Consider the following 22,213-nt stretch of genomic DNA (forward strand, 5'->3'; position numbering starts at 1 on the left):
TCCGGGAATGCTACGGACTAAAGTTATTCCAAAACGAATGCGTAGGGTTCCTCAAAAAAAGGAGGCCCTTAGAGCCTCCGAGCTGCATGGAGATTACGACACAGGCGTCGATCAGTCTCCTGTGTTGACAGTGCCGCTGTCCTGTTTGCCCTTGTCGCCCTTCTTGTGGCCGATATCGCGGCTGTCTGCAAAGGCCTTGTCGGAAGATCCGTCAAATACAGTTACTGAAACAAGCGGGAGCACCATTAGGAAGGACACTCCAAGCGCGCATACGGAAACAATTCTCCTACGTGTAAGCATAGGTAACCCTTTCCTCTAAGAGGGTGAAGACTTTACGGACGCGCTGCAGCAGTGCTGCTCTCGGCCGGCGAAGTAAACGCAACTTCACGGCACGAATGATTACACCAAACCGCCGAAGCCGAAATATATGGAACGATATATGCTTTGTTCCTTGGGCGTGAAAACGGTCGAAACGACAGAATTCTTCTGGATCGTAAGGTTCGTCGGCCGCCGTGATTGCCACCTTCACTATAGGGTTTCCTATATATCCAACCGCAGCGGGCGGTGCCAGTATCCCCGACTGCATGTTTCCTTTCGAAGGAAAAACATGCAGCAGCCGAAGTGCGGCAGCGATCGTTGCGAGCCTGATGAATGCCCGGTGTGATTGCTGAACGCACAGGAATTTCGATTATGCCGTTCAAACCGAAAAACTCGGGGCAGACTGCGAGGAGGATCGCCGCGAATTTCTGAAAAGTTGTGGCCGCTCTGCCGTTTGGACGCCGCCGCTGGTCACCGTCCTGCTCTCCACCGGCCTCACCTCGAATGCGATCGGCAAGTCGTCTGGAGCCGGCGGCAGCAGCATCAGGGACCGCAGACAGACCGCATCCCGACAGGATGGGGCGAAACAGGGGTGCCGCGTGACGGGTACAAGCTGTCGTAGTCTGCTTCGCCTGGACAGGATCACGCCGGACCCGGCAAGGGGACCATTTTGCGATTGTGAAGAGGCGCCGTTGGGGTCCGGATTTCTTGGGTCCGAGCGGTCAAAAACATAGAACACACTTGATTGCGATACTTCCAGCGGGAAGCGGACGATACAGCCCGGCATTCTTTCATCCCGCGATGGCACTAGTAAAACAGCGTGCGACTTTCTGAAGCTCAGGAAAACTGTGCCGCAATTTTCCGTCCGGAATTGCGGCAACACAAAGGGTTAGAGCATTTCCGCAACTTGGACAAAGGGCGGCAATGCTCCAGGTCAGCAATCCTCGAAGCGTCGGGCGCAATACACAGGCCCCGCCGGGAGATTTTAGGGAGGAATTCCCATGGCAGTCATTACCGGCACATCCGGAAACAATGTCCTCATCGGCACTGATCTAGACGACGTGATTAGCGGGTTGGGCGGTGACGATCTCATCCAGGGACTGGGAGGCGCCGACGTGATCAACGGCGGCGCGGGCGTCGACACGGTCGACTATCGCGAAAAGACGACTTCAGTCGTAGTCACCCTGACCGGTGCGACCGCCGCGACGGTCTTCGTCAATGGCGCGGCCGAGGACACTCTCAGCAACATCGAGAACGTTTACGGGGGCTCCGGCAACGACACTATTACGGGCGACGCTCAAAACAACCTGTTCCGAGGCGGCGGCGGAAACGACGTCCTCGACGGAGGCGCCGGCAACGATACGGCCGACTATACCGACAAGACCCAGTCCGTTGTCGTCACCCTGATGGGCGCGACACCCGCCACCGTCTTCGTGAACGGTATCGCCGAGGACACGATCAGCAATTTCGAAAACGTCTATGGCGGGTCGGGCAACGACGTGCTGACCGGCGACGACCGGAACAACGTGCTTCGCGGCGAAGCAGGGAACGACATTCTCAACGGCGGCGACGGCGACGACTCGCTTTTCGGGGGCGCCGGCAACGACACAGCAGACGGTGGCAACGGGGTTGATACCTTCGATCTCCGCGAAAAGACGTCCTCCGTCTTCGTGCAGCTCAACGGCGCGAATGCAGCGACGGTCTTCGTCGGCGGCGTCGCGGAGGACACGATCCGCAATATCGAGAACCTCGTCGGCGGGTCGACGGACGACATGCTCATCGGCGATGCGGAGGGAAATAAGTTCTCAGGCGCGCGGGGCAACGACTGGCTCAAGGGAGGAGAGGGCGCGGACACCCTGGACGGCGGCGAAGACAGCGACACCGCCGACTATAGCGACAAGACCGCTGCAATCGCCGTGACGCTGAACGGCAGCAAGCCGGTCATGGTAACGGTTGACGGCGTTGCCGAGGATCTGATCGCGAAGATCGAGAACATCGTCGGCGGCTCGGGAGATGACATGATCACCGGCGATGCGGCCGCCAATACGTTTCGCGGAGGTCTCGGTGCCGACGTGCTGGACGGCGGGGACGGCAGCGACACCGCAGACTTCAGCGATAAGACGCAATCGGTCGTGCTGGCCCTCAACGGGGCGGCCGATGCCGTTGCAACCGTCGGCGGGACGGCCGAGGATACGGTTCGCAACATCGAGAACATCAACGGCGGATCCGGCAACGATCAGCTTACCGGTGACGACGCCGCGAATACGTTCCGCGGCGGCCTTGGTGCCGACCTTCTGGACGGAGGTGCCGGCAGCGACACGGCCGACTTCAGTGACAAGACGGCATCGGTCGTCGTGACACTGGCCGGGTCGAACCCGGTGACGGTCTTCGTCGGCGGCGTCGCGGAGGATACTCTGCGCGACATCGAGAACGTCATCGGCGGCTCGGGCAATGACGTGTTCGCAGGCGACGGGTTCCAGAACCTCTTCGACGGCGGGGCGGGCAACGACACGGTCGACTATTCGGCTTCAGCCAAGGGGATCGCGGTGACGCTCAACGGCGCCAACGACGCGAAGTTGATCGTTGGCAACGCTGCGGAGGACACGCTGCGCAATATCGAGAATGTCACGGGCAGCGCCGTCGCGGACGTGCTGACCGGCGACTCGCAGGCCAACGTCCTCCTGGGCGGCGGCGGCGGCGACATTCTCAAGGGCGGTGGTGGACAGGATACCATCGACGGCGGCGCGGGGTCCGATACGGCCGACTTCAGAGACAAGACGGCCGGTATCGTCCTGACGCTGGCGGGTGCGGCGAACGCGATTGCGACGGTCGGCGGCCTGGCTGAGGACACGGTCCGCAACATCGAAAACATCTTCGGCGGCGCCGGCGCTGACGTGCTGACCGGCGACGGCAACAGCAATACGATCCGCGGCGGTGCGGGCGCCGACCGTCTGGACGGTGGCACCGGTGTGGATACGGTCGATTATCGCGACAAAACCAAGTCAGTCTCCGTTACTCTCGATGGGGCCAACCCCATGACCGTCAAGGTGGGCGGCGTGATCGAGGACACGATCAGCAATTTCGAGAACATCTCCGGCGGTTCCGCCGGCGACACGCTCACCGGAGACAGTCTGGCCAATGTTCTTATCGGCAATGACGGCGCCGACACGCTGAGAGGGGGTCTCGGCAAAGACGTGCTGGACGGCGGCAATGGCGTCGACACCGCCGACTACCTGGAGAAAACCGATGCGATTTCCGTCACGCTGAACGGCACGGCGAGTGCGGTCGTTTTCGTGGGCGGCATAGCCGAAGACACCATCCGCGGTGTGGAAAACATACTCTCGGGGTCCGGTGACGACACGCTTGTCGGCGACGCCGCGAACAATATGTTTCGGGGAGCTCTCGGCGCCGATTTCATAGACGGCGGCGCAGGCGTGGATACTGCCGATTACCGTGAGAAGGCGGCGTCTGTCGAGGTGGCGCTTTTGGGAGCCGGCGACAGCTTCGTCTTCGTCGGCGGCGTCGCCGAAGATACCATTCGCAATATCGAGAATGTGTTCGGCGGCAAGGGCAACGATAAGCTCACGGGCGATGGCTTCGCCAACACCCTCAACGGCAATGACGGCAAGGACGTCCTTACGGGCGGAGGCGGAGCGGACATTCTCGACGGCGGGGCGGCTTCCGATACCGCGAGCTACCGCGACAAGAGCGCATCCGTGTCCGTCGCACTCGACGGCGCCAGCTATACGACCGTCACGGTCGGGGGCGTGGCCGAGGACACGATCCGCAACATCGAGAACATCTGGGGCGGGACCGGCAATGACAGCCTGAGCGGCGACGCGAACGCGAACCTTCTTTCGGGCGGCGGCGGAAGCGACACCCTCTTCGGTGGTGCGGGCGCGGACATTTTCCAGTTCGACTTCGCTCTCGGCGCTGGGAATGTCGACACGGTCGTGGATTTCACCGCCGGAGACAGGCTCTTCCTCTCGAAGAGTGTCTTCACCACGCTGAGTGGCGGGACGCTGGCGGCGACGCAGTTCTACGCGGCGGCCGGTGCAACCGATGCGCAGAACGTGAACCAGAAAATCATCTACGACACGACGAGCGGTGCGCTCTACTACGACGCCGATGGCAGCCTTTCCGGTCATGGGGCCGTGCAGTTCGCCGTGCTTTCGACGCAGCCGGGCCTGACCGCGGGCGATTTCGTGCTCGTCGCGTGATCGCCCCGGCTCCAGGGGAACACCCGCCCGGGCTCCGTGTTTGGAGGAAATGAAAGGACGAGCAGCGCCCGTCCTTTTCTTTTTCTTCCAGCGATCGAAAAGGAGCTCCGACGTGAAAGCCCTGACATGGCACGGCAAAGGCGATATCCGTTGCGAGAGCGTGCCCGATCCGAAGATCGAGGATGACCGCGATGCCGTCATCAAGGTCACCGCCTGTGCGATTTGCGGATCGGACGTTCATATTTTTCACGGCCTCATTCCATCCATGGAAAATGGCGACATCCTCGGCCATGAAACCATGGGCGAGGTCGTGGAGGTCGGCAAGGGCGCGACCGGCCTGCAGGTCGGCGACCGGGTGGTCGTTCCGTTCACCATCGCCTGCGGCGAGTGCTTCTTCTGCCGGAAGGGCTTCTATTCCGCCTGCGAGCGAACCAATCCCGACCGGGAAAAGGCGGCGAAGCTCTGGGGCAATTCACCCGCGGGCCTCTTTGGCTACTCCCATCTCCTCGGTGGCTATAGCGGCGGACAGGCGGAGTATCTGCGCGTGCCGCACGCCGATGTCGGGCCCATCAAGGTTCCCGACGAACTCACGGACGAGCAGGCGCTCTTCCTCTCCGATATTTTCCCCACCGGATACATGGCGGCGGAGTTCTGCAACATCGAGCCCGGGCAGACGATTGCGATCTGGGGCTGCGGCCCAGTCGGGCAGATGGCGATCCGGTCAGCCTTTTTGCTCGGCGCCGAACGGGTCATCGCCATCGATACGATCGCGGAGCGCCTGAGGCTTGCGGAGTCCGCCGGCGCCATGACCCTCGACTACATGGCGGAGGATATCTATGACCGGATCATGGAGATCACCCGTGGCCGGGGCGCAGATGCCTGCATCGACGCCGTGGGAACGGAGGCCGACAGCCGGGCAAGCCTGGATTCGCTTGTCGACCGCGTGAAGGTGGCGACCTTCATGGGAACGGACCGGCCGCATGTATTGCGGCAGGCGATCCATTGCTGCAGGAATTTCGGCACGGTTTCCGTCGTCGGCGTTTATGGCGGTTATCTCGACAAGGTGCCGCTCGGTTCGGCGATCAACCGCGGCCTGACGCTTCGGATGGCCCAGACCCCCGTTCAGCGTTACTTGCCTTTGCTCCTGGACCGCATCCGGAAGGGCGAGATCGATCCGTCCTTCGTGGTGACCCACCGCGGCGGGCTCGACGACGGCCCCGAACTCTACAAGACCTTCGCGGAAAGAAAGGACGGCTGCATCAAGGTCGTCCTGAGGCCGTGACAGGACTCCTTTGAAGCTGCGCGCTTCCGGACGAAAACCGCTACACACTTATCCTGAAAAGGTCCGAAACGCCTCAGAGTTCGAGCATGGCGTAGGGCCTGCCCGTCGGTTTCTCCACATGGGCGGCGACGTTGAAGACGGGGGCGCCGCCGGGCGTCTGCCCCTGATAGGCGCCCTTATGCGCATGGCCGTGAACGACGGCGCTCACCTTGAAGCGGTCAATCGTCTCCGCGAGCCGCGACGACCCGAGAAACGGATAGATTTCCTTCGGTTCTCCGGCAACGGTTTCAGGGATCGGCGCATAATGCAGAACGACGAGCGCGCGCTCCGCCCTGGTAGCCCTCAAGGCGTTTTCCAGCCGGATGGCTTCGTCGACGCTGGTTCCGACCATGGTCTTTATCGCCGCTTCGCCAAAGGCGCCCAGCATATACCGGCCGAAGCCGCCGATGAAACCCTTGGTTCCGCAGAAGCCGACGCCTGAAATTTCGACGCTCTGACCGTCGAGAAGATGCACACCCGCCCTGACGAGGATCGACGAAACCTCCTCCACGGCATCGCATTGATGATCATGGTTTCCGAGCACGGCGACGACCGGGATCGTGCAGGACTTCAGGTCGGCGGCGAGAAGCTCCGCCTCCGCAGGCTTGCCGAGATCCGTCAGATCGCCGGCGATCACGAGCACGTCCGCGGCGCGCGAGATTTCCGCAAAGAGGTCGGTATAGGAGACCGATCGGTCCTCCTTCACATGCAGGTCCGCCACGGCGGCCACCTTCAACTTGCTCATGACTCCGTATCCTCAGTTTCTGCGCTGACGTCGGCGTCGCCTCCGACATCGGCGAAACCCCATTCCTTCACATCGATTTCGTAGTCGGGCCGCGAGTACATCCGGCCGCGACAGATCTTCGTCAGGGGCACTGGGAGGTCTCTCTGCGCCGCCAGCCTGCTCAAGAGCTCGTCCATCAGCCAGAGCGGGACCTTGTCGCGCTCGGAGGGATAGATCCATCGGAAGTTCAGGAGGTGGATGAGCAGGACCTCCCAGTGCGCTTCCATGTATCCGAGCAATCTTGCCCAATCGATTCGGTCATGTGCCTTCAGGATCAGGTGCGCGACGTCGGCGCCGTCGTAGCGGTGGCGAAGCTGGATGAAGGACTTGGACCAGACGAGTTCCGTCGGCGCGACGATCGCACAGGTGGAGGCACCGATCTCTGTCAACAGAGCATTGGCGAACCAGGCGTCGGTGACCATCATGGTTCCGTTAGGCGAGGAGAAGATGACGTCGAAGAAGGATTTCCCCTTGAAGACCTTGCCTAGCCATCGATCGTCCTCGATTTCGACGGCGTATCCGAGGGACTTGAAATGATTGAGGATGCGGGTGTAATCGCCGGGCTTGCAGAAGACGTCGAGATCCTTGGTTGGCCTCGAAATGCCGGTATGGGCGCTGACGGCGAAGGTGCCCGCGATCAGGAACGGAATTTGCGACCGGCCTAGCTCGGCAATCGCCTCGGCAACGAATGCTTCGGCCTCCTCGTCGACGAGACGCGGCAGCGCGAGCGGCTCGGACGGGTGTTCCGAAGGGGAGCGCGGGGGCATTGACGTCATGCTGGTCATCCAAGTGAACGAGACTTCCCTGACAACACGCCAGTCTTTCGGAAGTTCCGCTTGCCCTAAGGTGTGGGATTGCATCCCCTCGCGCCCCCGCACTTTGGGTCCGCCATTTTAGCCGGGAAGCACCAAGGTGCGAACGTGATGGAACCGCCGGCCACGTCATGGCGTTTGTCTGGCAGCTACCGCATGAGCGCCCGAAGCCAAGCGAAGGGCGGAAACATTAGGTAAATCAAAGCGCTACAGCGACTGCGCGTGTCTATCGATGCGCCGCTGAGGGAGGAGCATATGCCTGTCATCAGCCCCACCATCCACACCCAGCAAAACAGCCGGGAGCTTGAGTGTCAGCGCGCAATGGAGGACGAGTTCCTGGTCTTTACCGCGCTGGCCGAGGAAGCGGGCTGGTCATGGCAGGAAATCGCGCTCGCCATGTTGGAACTGACCGAGCAATATGTTGCAGCCATGCGGCCGAGTTCGGCGATGGAGGCAAGATCAATGTTGCGCAGTCACTCCAAGAGCTTGCACTGACCGCAGCAGTATTGTGTTCCCGAGGCGTTTCACTGTTTCATTGAAGCAGTGAAACGCCTTTTAATTGAGACCGCGCATTCCGGACGGCCGTGAGACGGAGTGCTACAGCGACCTCCGAAGATGCGCGGCGCTGCAGGAACTTTTCAGAGGACTGCAACCTCTCCTCATCCTCATCTCCGTGCTCGTCACAGAGATGAGAGCAGCGCCGCGTCTGCGGCGCGGGAAGCGTTCTTTCAGCCCAAGGACTTGGTCTGGCTGCACCCCTGTGACGAGCACAGGGACGAGGCGATCAAACAAGCCGCCGCGGGTGGCCGAATCCCAACAGGCTCAGGTTACGGCACCTCCGACGGCCAGTGCCAGTACGAGGAATACGAGGAAGATTACAACCGCAATGTAGAAGAGTATCTTCGCGATCCCCGCCGTCGCGGCCGAGACGCCGGAAAATCCGAGGAACCCGGCTATCAGTGAAATGACGAAGAAAATCAGTGCCCACTTCAGCATAATCGCTCCTTCCGTTCAGTTCCTGCCTCGCGGTCGTCGTGGCCCAGCCGTTCAGCGGCTGTCCCGGTTCGGATCCTTGCCGGCCGCCTGGCTGCTTTTCTTGACGTCGTCCTTCTTCGCCTGATCGCCTGCACGATTCCCGCCATGCGTCCCTTTCGAGCTCTTGGCGGTCTTGCCGTCCTTTACGTTCGTAGCCATCTCGCATCCTCCAGCGCTGTACCGAAACCGGCAGCAGAGCGGATGCAACCGGGGAAGGGCGATAAAAGTTCCGTCCGGACCTTCAAAGCCGGGGCGCCCGGCCCGCTTTCCTTCCCATAATGCCGGCGGCTGCCGGCGGAACCAAATCCGGCCCGGACGGTTTGGTTGGCCGGTCGAGGCTCGAGAGGAAAGGCCATGAAGAACATCGTCTTCGGCGTTGCGGTACTGTTGAACGCTGCCGCAGGACCGGCCTTCGCGCAGACGGCCGGCAACACCCCGGCCATTGCCACTCCCGACACGCAGAACCCGACGGCACCTGTCCCCGGCAAGAACAGCTTCACCGAAGCCCAGGCACTGGAACGGATGCAGGAGGCGGGCTACTCGGACGTCAAGGAGCTGAAGCTCGACGACAAGGGTATCTGGCGGGCAACCGCGATGAAGGACGGCAAATCCGTTTCCGTCGCTCTCGATTTTCAGGGCAACGTAGTCGCGCTTTAGAGATCAAGGAAGAAGACGATGAGAACCGTGGCAGGGCTGTTTGACGATTACGGGGTAGCCCGAGGGGCCGTGAGCGATCTGGAGGCGGCAGGGTTTCCTTCCGAAGATATAAGCATCGTCGCCAACAATGCGGGCGACCGTTATTCGGGCGACGGCTCCGGTGCGGCGAGCGGTGCCGAAGCAGGTGCGGGTCTGGGCGCCTTGGGCGGCGGCACGCTGGGGCTTTTGACCGGCCTGGGCCTGATGGCCATACCTGGGGTCGGACCCGTGGTCGCGGCTGGGTGGCTGGCGTCGACCGCCGCAGGCGCGGCGGCCGGCGCTCTCGCCGGAGGTGCGGCCGGCGGCATCATCGGCTCGCTCACCGATTCCGGGATCGAGGAGGAGGATGCGCATCTTTACGCCGAGGGCGTGCGCCGAGGCGGTACGTTGGTGGTGGTCAGGACCGAGGAGCCCCTGGTCGCGCAGGCGGACGGGATTTTAAGAAATCGCGCTGCCGTCGACATATCGGTCCGGCGCCGCGCCTATACGGAGGATGGCTGGACCCGGTTCGACACCGCCTCCGGTCCCTATAGCCTCGACGAGATCGAGCGCGAACGCGAACGCCTCAGCCGACCGGCGCTGTAGCGAAAGGGAGGTGCCGCTGCCGCGGCACGGCTGACGCTGCCGTCAGGGTCCGCAAAGCAACCCGGCCGCCCGAAAGGAGCCAGGTCACCACGCCCCTTGGCGAAACAATGACACGATCTGGCGCGGCGGGTTGCGACGAAACGCAAGGAAGGCTTCCGCCATGATTGATTTTTCCCGCGCCCGCGAACGGATGATCACGTCGCATCTCTCGCGACGGGGGATAAGGGACAGATACGTCGTCGAGGCGATGGGCGTCGTCCCGCGGGAGGCATTCGTCGATCCGGGCTTCGAGGAATTCGCCTATGAGGATTCGGCCCTCTCGATCAGCCATGGCCAGACCATCTCGCAGCCCTATATCGTGGCGCTGATGATCGAACGCGCCGAAGTCCAGCCGGGCGATACGGTGCTCGAAATCGGGACCGGATCCGGTTATGCGGCGGCGGTGCTGAGCCGGATCGCGGCACATGTCTATACGATCGAGCGCCATGCCGGCCTCGCCGAGGTCGCCCGGAGACGATTTGCCGAGCTCGGTTACGGCAATATCGATGTGCGTGTCGGCGACGGCACGGCCGGCTGGCCCGAGGCTGGACCGTTCACCGCCATATTGGTCGCTGCCGGAGGTCCTGAGATACCGCATGCGCTCAAGGAGCAGGTCGACCTCGGCGGCCATCTCGTCATACCCGTCGGCCCCCCGGAGGAGCAGCGGCTGCTGAAGGTCACGCGCGTCAACGCCACGACATTCGAGGAGCAGGACCTCGGCGGGGTCAGATTCGTGCCGCTCGTCGGCGAATATGGCTGGCATGAGGAGCGGGTTCAATCCCGGGCAGGGGTCAGACCGGCGCCCACGCTGCCCGAGATGGTTGCAGAGGCGGCCGAGCCGCTGCCCGATCTCGACGATCCTGCCTTCGGGCGGCTGTTCGATCGCTTTGCCGGGTGGCGGGTCGTGCTGCTCGGAGAGGCAAGCCACGGCACGTCGGAATTCTACCGCGCCCGCGCAGCCATCACGCGTCGCCTGATCGAGGAACACGGGTTCACGATCGTGGCGGTGGAAGCGGATTGGCCGGATGCGGCGGCGGTCGACCGCTATGTCCGACATCGAACGCAAGGCATGCGTCTCGACGCGCCGTTCCAGCGGTTCCCGACCTGGATGTGGCGCAACCGCGAAGTCATGGATTTCGTCGAGTGGATGCGCGAACATAACGGCCCCAGGGGCTTGTCCGGCCGGGCCGGCTTCTACGGCCTGGACATCTACAATATGCGCGGCTCCATTGCCGCGGTTCTCCGGTATCTCGATGAGACCGATCCCGAGGCCGCCGCGGTCGCCCGCGAGCGCTACGGTTGCCTGACCCCCTGGCAGAACGAGCCGTCGACCTATGGCCGTGCGGCCATGACCGCGGGCTTCCGCAAATGCGAAGAGGCCGTCGTCAAGCAATGCCGCGAACTCCTGGAGAGGCAGCTCGAAGCCGGGCGCGACAGCGGCGACGAGCTTCTCGACGCGGTGCAGAACGCGCGCCTCGTTGCCTCGGCCGAGCGGTATTACCGCATCATGTATTATGCCGGGGCCGACTCCTGGAACATGCGCGACACCCATATGTTCGCGACGCTCGAGCATCTGTTGAATGCACGCGGCGCTCGCTCGAAGGCGGTGGTGTGGGCGCACAATTCCCATATCGGCGATGCCCGCCATACCGACATGGGCACGGCCCGCGAGGAGTTGAACATCGGTCAGCTCTGCCGCGAGCGGTTTGGCGATCAGGCAGCGCTGATCGGCTTCGGCACGCATGGTGGTCATGTGGCTGCCGCAAGCGATTGGGACGGCGAAATGGAGGTGAAGCCGATCCGGCCGTCGCTCGAAGGAAGCTACGAGCGCATGATGCACGACTCAGGGGTCGAGCGCTTCCTCATCGACTTCGCACGCCACGCGCGTCTGCGCGACGGTCTCCTCAAGCCGAGGCTCGAGCGCTTCATCGGCGTGATCTACCGGCCGGACACGGAACGCTTCAGCCACTATGCCCACGCCTCGCTGCCCCGGCAGTTCGACGCCTTCGTCTGGTTCGATCAGACGGCACCGGTCGAACCGCTCGGCGCGGAACACATAAAAGCGGGCGTGCCGGATACGTTCCCGTTCGGCCTGTGACTCGTGAATTGGTGCGTTAAAGCTGCGTCGAGATGATGTTGGCGACGCTCACCTCGCCGCGCAGCACGCCGCGTTGCGTGCCGTCGGGGGCCGGCCCCTCCTCGACCACGGTGTAGAGCTTCTCGCTGCGAAACGCGCTGGCCATGTCGGTCGTCACCCCTTCCGCCGGCTTGGCGTCGATCTCGAGGAAATCGAGCTCCGCCTCGCTTGCGACGATGCGGGCATCGCCGCTCGACCTTGCCGCCACCACGACCTCGCCCTGGTAGCTGGCATTCTGCCAGTTGGGATCGTCGGGCTCGGCGAGCGGCGACAGACGGTATATCTTGAGCTCTTCGTGCATGTGCTACTCCGACTGGTCGATCGCATGCGGCGGCGGTTGCCCCGATTCGGCCGACTGGTCGAGAGGAAACATCATCCAGAGCGCCGCAATCACCACCAGGGCGACGATCACTGCTGCAGCCAGGATCTTGGACATGTGAACCTTCCGACGATTGTCGAGACCGAACCGCGAAGCCTGCGGTCTTCCGGCCTCCAATCACCAAGGCGTCGAATTGTTCCGAAGCCGCAGGGTGACGCGATCACGCGCCGTTCTGCAGGAACATTTCGGGAAATCGCCGGTTGGAGGACGCGCGAAAAGAAAGGGATATCCGATGGCTACTGCGAACGAACACCTTGTGGCTTGGCTCAGGGATGCACATGCGATGGAAGAGCAGGCGATCACGATGCTCACCAGCCAATCGAGCCGGCTGGAAAACTATCCAGAACTCAAGACCAGGATCGACCGCCACCTGCAGGAGACGAAGGACCAGGCGGCCATGCTCGAGCGCTGCCTCGAACGGCTCGACGGCGGAACCTCGAGCATCAAGGATATCAGCGGGAAGATCGTTGCCTTCGGGCAAGGCCTGAGCGGCCTCTTCGTCAGTGACGAAGTCGTCAAGGGCACGCTGGCCAGCTATACATTCGAGCATATGGAAATCGCCAGCTACAGGATTCTCATCGCCGCAGCCGAACAGGCGGGCGATCAGGAGACGAAGCGGGTCTGCGAGAGCATCCTGCAGCAGGAAATCGCGATGGCCGAGTGGCTGGCTGAGAACGCCGGTGAGATCACGCGTAGATTCCTGGAGCGAGACCAGCGGGACGTGACGGCCAAACACTGAAACCGTTCAGCCGAGAATCCTGCGGGACCTGCCGGCAGCGCCGCGCCTCCGACAAGATGCGCGGCGCTGTCGTTTCAGGCCTCCTGCTTTTCGTCTCGCGTCACTACGTCCAGCTCGGCAAGCAGCGGAAGATGATCCGAAGCGCTTCGCGCCAGCGTGCTGCCGTGTACCCTGCAGGAAGCCACTTCTATGCCTTTGCCGATCAGCACGTGATCGATGCGCAGCAGCGGCAATCGCGATGGAAAGGTCGGCCGCGGCTTGGCGCCGGTCAGCAGTTGCGCGTCGCTGAGCTGTCGGGTCAGGAGCCTGTAGGCGGTCGAACGCCCCGTGGCGTTGAGATCGCCTGCCAGGACCACGTGAGCGTCCCCCTGGGCCATTCCTCCGAGCCAGCCGGGGCCTAGAAGGGCGGTCGCCTGGCGCAGGCGCTCGGCGCCGCGCAATCCGAGATGCGTCACGATCACCTGAAGCTTGACTTCGGCGACGTCGATCTCCACCCAGAGTGCGCCTCGCGGCTCGCCGGACGAGGGGAGGGGTGCTGCCTTGATCAGCCGCATAGGCAAGGCCGTCAGAACGGCGTCTCCGTATTTCTCGTCCTCCAGGTGGAGAGCCGGATGGAACTCGGCTTCCATGTTGAGATGCGTGGCGATCATATGGGCTTGGTCTATTCCGCCGGTGCGGGCGCGGCCGACGTCGACCTCCTGCAATGCGATGACGTCGGGCTGGCACTCGGCGATGACGGCGGCGATGCGCGCGGGATCGAGCCTGCGGTCGGTGCCGAAGCAGCTGTGAACGTTGTAGGTGAGGAAACGTATCCGCTGTCGCATCGCCTTCGGAACACGCAGTACCTGCTTTTCGTTCCGGTGGGTGCGCAAGGGAGGGCCGATGTCCAGAAAAATTCTAGCGAGGCTGTTCATCGCTGCCGGTATTTGCGTGGCGGGCTGGTTGATCTATCGGACCCTCAGCCAACATAGCTTTCATGAAATCGTCGATTCGATCATGCGGATCCCGGCCCGGAATCTCTTGGTGGGCATTGGTTTCGTCTTTCTTTCCTATTTCTGCCTGACCCTCTTCGACACCCTCGCCATCCGCTATGTCGGGCGGAAGCTCGCCTATCCGCAAATCGCCATCGCCTCCTTCACCAGCCTTTCGATCGGCCACAATGTCGGCGGTGCGGCCTTGAGCAGCGGTGCCGTCCGCTACCGGTTCTACTCGCGCTGGGGGTTGAGCGCCGAAGAGGTGGCGAAGGTCATTCTCTTCTGCGGTGTCACCGTCGGCCTCGGCCTTGTCACACTGGCCGGGCTTTGTTTTCTGATCGTGCCGGCGGGTGCCGCGCGCCTTACCGGATTTTCCACGACCGGCGCTTTTCTGTTAGGCACTGCCTGCATCGCGGCCGCGGCTGGTTACGTCCTGCTCGCTTATTTTCTGCGGGGCTCGGTTCGCATCTTTCGCTGGACTTTCGAAATGCCCACGGTGGGGATTGCCGCCTTGCAGGTCGTCGTCGGAGTCGCCAACTTCCTCTGCGTCAGCGCAGCGTTGCATCAGTTGCTCAGCGCCTTCCAGGAGGTGAGTTTCATCGATACGGCCATGGCCTATGTCGGGGCCGGCGTGACCGCGATCGTCAGCCATGTCCCCGGCGGCATCGGCGTACTCGAGGCGACGATCGCATTTCTGCTTGGCGGTTCGGCGAGCCTGGGCGCTCTGATCGCCTTTCGGGCGATCTATTTCTTCCTGCCGCTGCCGCTCGGCTTGATCTCGCTTTCGGTCGCGGAGTTCGTCGCCCGTCGAGATGAGGAAAAAAGCCTGGCGAGCAAGGCGAAAAGCTGACCGATCCAGCGCCTCACGAGCTTGTGCGTGCGGTAAAAGGGTCGGATCGGCCTCTGCGGATCGACGATCTCCGTGCCCCAGACGAGGTTGGTCGCGCCGTTGTCATCGATTCCGTCGAAGGCGCGTATGCCGCGCCGGCGCGTGTTCAACCTGTCCAAGGTGGCGACGAGAGAGTTCGTTTCCCTTAGTGCCTTCTCGACGTCGTCCGCCTCGATGTCGAGATGTTCTGCGATCAGGCCGTTGCGGACAGTGGCAATGGCGGCGCGCTGTCCTTCGTCGGCGGCTTCTACGGCGACGTCGCATTCGGTGTCGAGGCTTGCCGAGCGGTGGTTGAAGTTCGACGAGCCGACGCGGAAAAAACGATCGTCGATCGCGACCACTTTGGAATGGATAATCACCTCCTGCTCGGATCCGTCGGCCGCGGGAACTACCGGGTAGGCGACCCTGAGCCTGCCGTAGCGGTCGGCCCGCTTGAGCCGCCGAACCAGGCGGTCGCGGTTTCCTCCCATGACGATGCGTTCCAGAAGCCCATGCGAGCTGCGGGTGGTGATGACCACCACTTCCGGGCCGTCAGGCTCCTGCAGCCGGTCGCAGAGCAACTGTCCAATTCTTCCCGATGCGAAATACTGGTTTTCGATGTAGATGTGACGTCGCGCACTGCGCAAGGCATCCAGGGTCAGCCGCAGCGCCTCCTGGCGGCCGCGCCTTTTGCCGGAGCCCGGCTCCGTGCGGGCGATTGCGACCGGGCAACCCTCGAGCACCGGCACCGCGCCGTTCGGCCATGCAAGCGCCCTCGCGGGCGGCGCCTCGATTTCCTCGCCCGTAGAGGCTTTCCAGCGAGATCTGCAGAGATCACCGATGGCGCGGCTCGCCTCGCCGTCGAGCGCCACCTGGATGTCATGCACCGGATCATAGGGTTTTCCGTCCGGATCACGCCGCAACTCGTTCTCGGCCGCGTGCTCCGGCGTGTCCCAACGGCGCGCCGTCAGGTCGATGCCCCCGGCAAAGGCGATGCTGTCGTCTATGCAGACGAGCTTCTGGTGATGCGACCCGCGCAGCGCCCGATGGCTCGCGAAGCGAAGTTCGATCTGCGGATGGGCCGCCCATTGCTGCTTGCGAAATAGCCTGAGCGACTTTCCCGAATAGATCGGTCCCATCGCCCAGACGAGAATGCGGATCTTCAGTTTCGGCTTTTGTGCAGCGAGGCGCTCGAGCCTGCTACCGAGCGATTCCGCTTGGGGGTCGTCGGGTCTGAGCTTGATGCGCGGATCGAAGTCCCATCCGGTGATCCAGATCTGCTCTTCCGCCTGGTCGAACGTACTGTCGAGACAAGCATAATAGGCGGCTGCGTCCACCAGGAAGGACAAATGCCGCGCGGGCGCGCTGCGCCAGACATTCTCCGCCTCCTTTATTATCGGCCGGCTTGTCCGACGCCGTCGGCCGGCCGGATTTCCGGTGAACGCGCTTTTCCAGTCCAAGCTTCCTATCCCGTGTGTGGCGACTGGAAATGAATCCCTTTCAACCGTGATTTGTTCCAGGAGCAGCATTGTTGTGGAACAAACCCTTTGCGGCCGACCCGATCAGCGGAGCTTTGCCATGGCGGAACATTTCCCGGCAGGACGAGATTAGAAGGCTCCAAGCCTTCAATCGAACCCGCCAATCACCTTACGCTGACCGGAGGAGGGGCAAATATGCCGAACGCTTCCGATATCCTCATCGAAACACTTATCGAATGGGAGGTCGACGTCGTCTTCGGCCTGCCCGGAGACGGCATCAACGGCATCATGGAGGCGCTCAGGAGGCGGCAGGATCGCATCCGGTTCGTTTCCGTGCGCCACGAGCAATCGGCCGCCTTCATGGCATGCGCCTATGCCAAATTCACCGGCAGGCTCGGCGTCTGTCTCGCTACATCGGGCCCAGGCGGCACGAATCTGCTGACCGGCCTCTACGATGCGAAGCTTGACCAGATGCCGGTGCTCGCGATCACCGGCATGCAGTATCATGACCTGATCGAGACGTTCTCCCAGCGCAACGTCGATCTCACCCGCGTCTTCGAAAACGTCGCCGTCTACAACGCTCAGGTGAACGACGCAGCCCACATGGAAAACCTCGCGAGCCTTGCCTGCCGGTCGGCGCTCTCCAAGCGCGGCGTGGCGCATCTTTCGATCGCCAATGACGTGCAGGAGCGGACGGCCGATGGCGGGCGGTCCCGCCGCAACCGGCCGGGGCACATGCCGAGCCGATATTTCGCCGGCAAGCTCTTGCCGCTCGAAAGCGATCTTTCGAGAGCGGCGGATCTCCTGAATGCGGGCAGGAAGGTGGCAATTCTTGCGGGGCGCGGCGCACTCGAGGCGAAGGAGGCTCTCCGCGAGACGGCGGAACTGCTGGGCGCGCCCGTGGCAAAGGCTCTTCTCGGCAAAGCGGTGCTGCCCGACGACGACCCGCTGACCACCGGCGGCATCGGCATACTCGGCACCGCACCGTCGCAGGAAATCATGCAGCAATGCGACACGCTGCTCATCGTCGGCTCGACCTTCCCCTATATCGAATACTATCCGAGGCCGAACACGGCAGCCGGAATCCAGATCGACCATGACCCGCAGCGCATCGGCCTGCGCTACCCCGTCGAGGTCGGGCTTGTCGGCGAGGCAGGCGAGACCCTCCGCATGCTCAATAAGCGGCTCGAACGCAAGCAGGACAGGTCGTTCCTCGAGCGGGCGCAAGAGCAGACGCGAAACTGGCGCCGGGAACTGCGGGCGATGGAAGGCGACAGAAGTTCTCCCCTTAAACCACAGGCGGCGGTCGCGGCTTTCGGCCGGCGCATTGCGAAGAACGGCATCGTCGTCACCGACTCCGGGCAGAACACCGAGCTTGCGGCCCGTCATGTCGATCTCGGAGCGGACCACATGTTCGCGGTCTCCGGCGCCCTCGCCTCGATGGCTTCGGGCCTGCCTTATGCTATCGCGGCGGGCATCGCCATGCCGGACCGCCCGGTCTATGCGATCGTCGGCGACGGCGGACTGGCGATGCAGCTCGGCGAATTTGCAACAGCCGTCGGCTACAGGATTCCTTTGAAGCTTTTGGTGATCCGAAACGACATGCTGAACCAGATCGCCTGGGAGCAGATGATGTTTCTCGGCAATCCGCAATTCGGCTGCGAGTTGCCGCCGATCGATTTCGCCGCGGCGGCGGAGGCCATGGGCGGCCGGGGCTTCACCGTCCAGTCCTTCGGCGAACTGGACGGGATCATGGATCAGGCCTTCGCCGCGGATGGGCCGGTGGTCATCCAGGCGCTGGTCGATCGCTACGAGCCGCTGATGCCGCCGAAAATGCCGGAGGATTACGCCCGTAACTTCCGTGCCGCGCTGCCGGAAACGCCCGGGCACGAGAAGATCGAGGAAAACCTCAAGAACTCCTCTGCCGGCAGGAAGGTAACCGACGAGGAGCCGCAGCCGCCGCATGAGGCGGCGCCGGACGCGAACACCGGCGAATTGCCCGGAATTCCGTAGAACGCAACCCCGCCGCCGGGAACAAAGCATGCCTTCTTTGGTTCGAACCCGAAGTATCGGCTTCGAGGACCCGAGAATGACGCATGCTATCGGCAGCAGGCGATGGGCAATCGCCGACGGCTACATCCCTTCTTCGAGCGCGAGCGACGATCCGGAGCTTGCCTCCCATGAAAGCGCCTGCATCCTGAATACCGGTGACACGCCGGCCAAGGTCGAGATCACGCTGTTCTTTTCCGACCGGGAGCCAGCAGGCCCGTACCGTCTTGCCGTTGCGGCCCGCCGGACGGTCCACCTGCGTTTCAACGATCTCGACGATCCGGAGCGCGTGCCGCGGGACACGCCCTACGCCTCGCTGATCGAATCCGACATGCCGATCGTCGTGCAGCAGACGCGGCTCGATTCCCGGCAGCCGCCCCACGCTCTGTTGAGCACAATCGCCTATTGCCAGGAGTAGCATGCCGAACAAACCGTGGAGTGCTACCTCTGAGAACCTCGGTCAGGATTTTCACAACTGGTCGGGCGGCCTGCGCTTTCGTCCTTCGCGGCTGGAGGTGCCGGGGGACGAGGAAACCGTGGCGTCGCTCGTGCGCGCAGCCGCGCGGCAGGGCCGCAGCATACGGCCGGTCGGCTCAGCCCATTCGTCGAGCGAGGTTTACGTGACCGACGACATTCTCGTCTCGCTGGCCGCTATCTGCGGCTTACGCGAACATGATGCACAACACTGTCGCGCCACGGTCGGCGCCGGCTCGCAGCTGACCGAGCTCAGCAAGGAGCTGCAGGCGGCCGGCTTGACGCTCTCCAATTTCGGCGACGTGGCGACCCAGACCGTCGGCGGTGCGATCGGAACCGGAACGCATGGGTCCGGACGGAATTTTCCAAACCTGTCGATGATGCTCGTGGGCGGCCGCCTGGTCACCGCCAGGGGTGAGATAAGGACGTTCGACGTGGAAGAGGAGCCGGACTTCGTGCGGGCTCTGCGCGTCTCCTTCGGGACGCTCGGCATTCTCACCTGGATCACTCTGAAGCTCGAGCCGTTGCACGATCTGCACCGCCAGGAATGGTGCCTTGCCTTCGAGGCCTGCATGGAGGTGTTCGACAAGCTCTCCCGCGAAAATCGGAATTTCGATTTCTACTGGTATCCCCGCTCCGACGAGGTGAAGATCCGCTGCCTCAACCCGCCCGGCGAGGAGAAGGATTACAGCGCCTTCGCGCGGCTGGCAAAGGACGAAACCGGCCCGCCGCACGAGGTCATTCCCCAGCACAGCGACCTTCCCCATCGCTTCGAGGAGATGGAATATTCCATGCCCGCCGAAGTGGGGCCGGAATGCCTCGGAAAGCTGCGCGCGCGGATCAAGGAAAGATGGCGCCGCTCGGTCGGCTGGCGTCTGCTTTATCGCTACATCAAGGCAGACGACAGCTGGCTCAGCGAGGCCTATGGGCGGGATTCCGTGAGCATATCGCTTCACCAGAATGCGACGCTCCCCTATTGGGACTTCTTTCTCGATCTCGAACCGATCATGCGCGATCACGGCGGACGGCCGCACTGGGCGAAGAAGCACAGCCTTCGCGCAGCCGAGCTCAGACCGCTTTACCCGATGTGGGATCGCTTTCTCGCGCTCCGGCAGGAAATGGACCCGGACGGGCGTTTTCTCACGCCTTATCTGCGCGGGCTTTGCGGGTGCTAGAGCGGGATGCGGAAAAGCGAAGTGCGTTTTTCCGCTCGGAATCGATCACGTTCATGTCTTCAGGTCGACCCGACCTGAGAACATCGTGACCTAGGAGGATACATGCAGGCGATCGGCAAGAGACGATGGACGATAGCCGGAGGGCATATTCCCCTTGAAAGCAACGGTCCGGAACCCGAATTCACGAGCCGCGACGAGATCGCGGTGCTCAACTGCTCGGACAGCCCGGCCAGGCTCCGCATTCATATCCATTATGCGAATCGTCCGGCTGTCGGACCTTATGAGGTGGAGGTCGCCGCAAGGCGGGTCCGCCGCGTCCGCTTCAACGACCTGATCTTTCCCGAGGCGCTGCCGCTGGACGAGGATTTCGGCGCAGTCATCGACGCGGATGTTCCCGTGGTCGTGCAATTTACCCGTCTCGACAGCGGCACAGCATCGCGCGGCGCGGTCGCGACCGCGGCCTATGCGGAGCGGAACCTTCAAGGGAGCGGACGATGAAAGAGGCGCCGTGGTTCTCGAACTCGGTCATCTATGGAATCGATGTGCGCAGATTCTCGGACGGAAATGGCGACGGGATCGGCGACTTCATAGGTCTGAAAGAGCGCGTGCCTTATCTGCACTATCTCGGCATCGACTGCGTCTGGCTCTCGCCCTTCTTCAGGTCCCCCTTCGCCGATAACGGCTACGACGTCAGCGACTACTATTCCATCGATCCCGTTCTCGGAACGCTGAACGACTTCCTGGATTTCCTGCACGCCGCCGGCGAACAGGGCATTCGCGTCGTCATCGATCTCGTCGCCAACCACACTTCCAGTGAGCATCCCTGGTTCCAGGCGGCGCGACGCGACGCGAGGTGCCGTTTTCGCGACTATTACGTCTGGTCGGAAAGTCCGCCGCCGGTCGCTCCGGATAACGAGACCGCGTTTCCCGGCGAGGAAAGCAGCGTCTGGACGTTTGACGATGTCGCCCAGGCCTATTACTTCCACAAGTTCCGCCATTTCCAGCCGGACCTGAACATCGCCAACCCGGCGGTGCGCGACGAGTTGCTGCGGGTGGTGGACTACTGGCTGACATTGGGCGTCGACGGATTTCGGGTGGATGCCGCGCCATTCGTGATCGGCGAAACCGGCATAGAACACGCTGACCCCAGAGACCCCCAGGGCTTTCTCAGGGAAATGCGCGCGCTGATCGACGGCCGGCGCCCGGACGGTCTTTTGCTCGGCGAAGCTGACCTGGCGCCGGAAGAGCTGCGCTCCTATTTCGGCGAGGGAAAGCTCGACCTCCTGTTCAACTTCGTGCTGTGCGGGGCCTTCGCCGCGAGCCTCGCGCGGCAGAAGGCCGACCTCATCGGCCAGGCGCTTTCGATCATGCCGGAGCCGCCTCCCCATTGCGGCTGGGCGAACTTCCTGCGCAATCTCGACGAACTGAACCTCGATCGCCTGCCGGAAGACATTCGGGAAGAAACCTTTGCGGTCTTCGCCCCGGATGAACAGATGCGGATCTACGGACGCGGCATCAGGCGCCGCCTTGCGCCTATGCTGGACGGAAACCGGGCGAGAATGGAACTCGCCTTCAGTCTGCTTTTGTCTTCGCCGGGCGTGCCGCTCGTTCTCTACGGCGACGAGATCGGTCTCGGCGAGGACCTTTCACGTCCCGGCCGCGAGCCGGTTCGCGTGCCCATGCAGTGGAATGCGGGTACCAATGCAGGCTTCTCCACGGCCCAGCGCGGCAAACTCGTCCAGCCGCCGGTGACAGATGGCCCATTCTCCTTCAAGCGGGTCAATGTCGAAGCTCAGCGTGACGATCCGGGGTCGCTTCTGAACCGCGTGCGGGCGATGATCCTGGCGCGGCGCCGGCACGAGCTCTTCAACCGGGGACGCCCGGTCATGCTGCACACCGGAGACCCGGCGCTGTTCGCAGTGGCCTATTCCGACGGCACCGAATTGTTCGTCGTGTTGCACAATCTTTCGGACGCCAAGCGGCGGGCGGAGCTCGAACTGCCCGGCGCAATCGACGCCAGGCTCAATGATATTCTCGGCGAACGTGAGGTTGAGCTTTCCGGGCAGCGTCTGGCGATAGGGCTGGGTCCCTTCGGCTACGTGTGGCTTCATTCGGGAAGGAAGGATTGAG

22 protein-coding genes are annotated in these 22,213 nt (G+C 62.8%); 13 read left to right on the forward strand and 9 right to left on the reverse strand.

The annotated features are described in order from the left end of the window. Positions 1 to 111 precede the first annotated feature (111 nt). The gene (locus tag AC6CIG_RS03685) at positions 112 to 300 is read right to left on the reverse strand and encodes a hypothetical protein (RefSeq protein ID WP_018095960.1); all 189 of its coding nucleotides are present in this window, start codon (positions 298 to 300) and stop codon (positions 112 to 114) included. Between the two features lie 1,019 nt (positions 301 to 1,319). Here AC6CIG_RS03685 and AC6CIG_RS03690 point away from each other — a divergent pair. Both AC6CIG_RS03690 and AC6CIG_RS03695 read left to right on the forward strand, forming a co-directional pair. After that, on the forward strand, positions 1,320 to 4,538 hold the full coding sequence (locus tag AC6CIG_RS03690; protein ID WP_498322353.1) for a beta strand repeat-containing protein: 3,219 nt from the start codon (positions 1,320 to 1,322) through the stop codon (positions 4,536 to 4,538). A gap of 112 nt (positions 4,539 to 4,650) precedes the next feature. Continuing rightward, complete coding sequence (locus AC6CIG_RS03695; RefSeq protein ID WP_275599586.1) at positions 4,651 to 5,820, forward strand: zinc-dependent alcohol dehydrogenase; 1,170 nt, start codon at positions 4,651 to 4,653, stop codon at positions 5,818 to 5,820. 73 nt (positions 5,821 to 5,893) lie between these two features. On the opposite strand, the gene AC6CIG_RS03700 is transcribed toward AC6CIG_RS03695, so the two are convergent. Further along, on the reverse strand, positions 5,894 to 6,604 hold the full coding sequence (locus tag AC6CIG_RS03700) for a metallophosphoesterase family protein (RefSeq protein ID WP_018095956.1): 711 nt from the start codon (positions 6,602 to 6,604) through the stop codon (positions 5,894 to 5,896). Beyond that, positions 6,601 to 7,503, reverse strand: a complete 903-nt coding sequence (locus AC6CIG_RS03705; protein WP_018095955.1) for a hypothetical protein — start codon at positions 7,501 to 7,503, stop codon at positions 6,601 to 6,603. Before AC6CIG_RS03705 ends, AC6CIG_RS03700 begins: the two co-directional genes overlap by 4 nt. Before the next feature lie 207 nt (positions 7,504 to 7,710). Here AC6CIG_RS03705 and AC6CIG_RS03710 point away from each other — a divergent pair, with 207 nt between their 5' ends. After that, positions 7,711 to 7,950, forward strand: coding sequence for a hypothetical protein (locus tag AC6CIG_RS03710; RefSeq protein WP_018095954.1), 240 nt, complete (start codon positions 7,711 to 7,713; stop codon positions 7,948 to 7,950). Between the two features lie 327 nt (positions 7,951 to 8,277). Here AC6CIG_RS03710 and AC6CIG_RS03715 read toward each other — a convergent pair whose 3' ends face one another. Both AC6CIG_RS03715 and AC6CIG_RS03720 read right to left on the reverse strand, forming a co-directional pair. Next, complete coding sequence (locus tag AC6CIG_RS03715) at positions 8,278 to 8,451, reverse strand: DUF1328 domain-containing protein (protein WP_102761467.1); 174 nt, start codon at positions 8,449 to 8,451, stop codon at positions 8,278 to 8,280. 51 nt (positions 8,452 to 8,502) lie between these two features. Beyond that, positions 8,503 to 8,649 (reverse strand): hypothetical protein, encoded by a 147-nt coding sequence (locus AC6CIG_RS03720; protein ID WP_100671595.1) that lies wholly within the window; start codon positions 8,647 to 8,649, stop codon positions 8,503 to 8,505. Between the two features lie 195 nt (positions 8,650 to 8,844). Here AC6CIG_RS03720 and AC6CIG_RS03725 point away from each other — a divergent pair, with 195 nt between their 5' ends. The 3 genes from AC6CIG_RS03725 to AC6CIG_RS03735 all read left to right on the forward strand — a co-directional run bounded on the left by AC6CIG_RS03725 (position 8,845) and on the right by AC6CIG_RS03735 (position 11,908). Continuing rightward, positions 8,845 to 9,147: a PepSY domain-containing protein gene (locus AC6CIG_RS03725; RefSeq protein WP_498322356.1), complete on the forward strand. Its 303-nt coding sequence runs from the start codon at positions 8,845 to 8,847 to the stop codon at positions 9,145 to 9,147. A gap of 18 nt (positions 9,148 to 9,165) precedes the next feature. Beyond that, on the forward strand, positions 9,166 to 9,771 hold the full coding sequence (locus tag AC6CIG_RS03730; protein ID WP_498322358.1) for a hypothetical protein: 606 nt from the start codon (positions 9,166 to 9,168) through the stop codon (positions 9,769 to 9,771). A gap of 160 nt (positions 9,772 to 9,931) precedes the next feature. Next, a complete protein-coding gene (locus AC6CIG_RS03735) occupies positions 9,932 to 11,908 on the forward strand; it encodes a protein-L-isoaspartate(D-aspartate) O-methyltransferase (protein WP_498322359.1) in 1,977 nt (658 codons plus the stop codon). A gap of 16 nt (positions 11,909 to 11,924) precedes the next feature. Here the strand turns inward: AC6CIG_RS03735 and AC6CIG_RS03740 are convergent, their stop codons facing one another. Further along, positions 11,925 to 12,248, reverse strand: coding sequence for a hypothetical protein (locus AC6CIG_RS03740; protein ID WP_018095948.1), 324 nt, complete (start codon positions 12,246 to 12,248; stop codon positions 11,925 to 11,927). 3 nt (positions 12,249 to 12,251) lie between these two features. Further along, complete coding sequence (locus AC6CIG_RS03745) at positions 12,252 to 12,383, reverse strand: hypothetical protein (protein WP_280951567.1); 132 nt, start codon at positions 12,381 to 12,383, stop codon at positions 12,252 to 12,254. Between the two features lie 175 nt (positions 12,384 to 12,558). Between AC6CIG_RS03745 and AC6CIG_RS03750 the strand changes: the two genes are divergently transcribed. Beyond that, entirely contained in the window at positions 12,559 to 13,065 is a 507-nt protein-coding gene (locus tag AC6CIG_RS03750; RefSeq protein WP_100670916.1) for a ferritin-like domain-containing protein, read from the forward strand. Positions 13,066 to 13,139: 74 nt separating this feature from the next. Here the strand turns inward: AC6CIG_RS03750 and AC6CIG_RS03755 are convergent, their stop codons facing one another. Beyond that, positions 13,140 to 13,937, reverse strand: coding sequence for an endonuclease/exonuclease/phosphatase family protein (locus tag AC6CIG_RS03755; RefSeq protein WP_498322362.1), 798 nt, complete (start codon positions 13,935 to 13,937; stop codon positions 13,140 to 13,142). A gap of 10 nt (positions 13,938 to 13,947) precedes the next feature. Between AC6CIG_RS03755 and AC6CIG_RS03760 the strand changes: the two genes are divergently transcribed. Further along, complete coding sequence (locus tag AC6CIG_RS03760) at positions 13,948 to 14,889, forward strand: putative bifunctional lysylphosphatidylglycerol flippase/synthetase (protein ID WP_498322363.1); 942 nt, start codon at positions 13,948 to 13,950, stop codon at positions 14,887 to 14,889. On the opposite strand, the gene AC6CIG_RS03765 is transcribed toward AC6CIG_RS03760, so the two are convergent. Next, positions 14,784 to 16,436 (reverse strand): phospholipase D-like domain-containing protein, encoded by a 1,653-nt coding sequence (locus AC6CIG_RS03765; RefSeq protein WP_102763815.1) that lies wholly within the window; start codon positions 16,434 to 16,436, stop codon positions 14,784 to 14,786. The genes AC6CIG_RS03760 and AC6CIG_RS03765 overlap by 106 nt on opposite strands. Positions 16,437 to 16,580: 144 nt before the next feature. Between AC6CIG_RS03765 and AC6CIG_RS03770 the strand changes: the two genes are divergently transcribed. The 5 genes from AC6CIG_RS03770 to AC6CIG_RS03790 all read left to right on the forward strand — a co-directional run bounded on the left by AC6CIG_RS03770 (position 16,581) and on the right by AC6CIG_RS03790 (position 22,212). Then, positions 16,581 to 18,398: a thiamine pyrophosphate-dependent enzyme gene (locus AC6CIG_RS03770; protein ID WP_498322365.1), complete on the forward strand. Its 1,818-nt coding sequence runs from the start codon at positions 16,581 to 16,583 to the stop codon at positions 18,396 to 18,398. Positions 18,399 to 18,474: 76 nt separating this feature from the next. After that, positions 18,475 to 18,852, forward strand: a complete 378-nt coding sequence (locus AC6CIG_RS03775) for a sensory rhodopsin transducer (protein WP_018095941.1) — start codon at positions 18,475 to 18,477, stop codon at positions 18,850 to 18,852. 1 nt (position 18,853) lies between these two features. Further along, the gene (locus AC6CIG_RS03780; RefSeq protein ID WP_018095940.1) at positions 18,854 to 20,083 is read left to right on the forward strand and encodes a D-arabinono-1,4-lactone oxidase; all 1,230 of its coding nucleotides are present in this window, start codon (positions 18,854 to 18,856) and stop codon (positions 20,081 to 20,083) included. A gap of 102 nt (positions 20,084 to 20,185) precedes the next feature. Then, the gene (locus AC6CIG_RS03785) at positions 20,186 to 20,581 is read left to right on the forward strand and encodes a sensory rhodopsin transducer (protein ID WP_018095939.1); all 396 of its coding nucleotides are present in this window, start codon (positions 20,186 to 20,188) and stop codon (positions 20,579 to 20,581) included. Continuing rightward, positions 20,578 to 22,212, forward strand: coding sequence for an alpha-amylase family protein (locus tag AC6CIG_RS03790; protein WP_018095938.1), 1,635 nt, complete (start codon positions 20,578 to 20,580; stop codon positions 22,210 to 22,212). The genes AC6CIG_RS03785 and AC6CIG_RS03790 overlap by 4 nt, the downstream gene beginning before the upstream one ends. Position 22,213 lies beyond the last annotated feature (1 nt).

This window comes from Sinorhizobium sp. GQ132 (genome assembly GCF_059758575.1).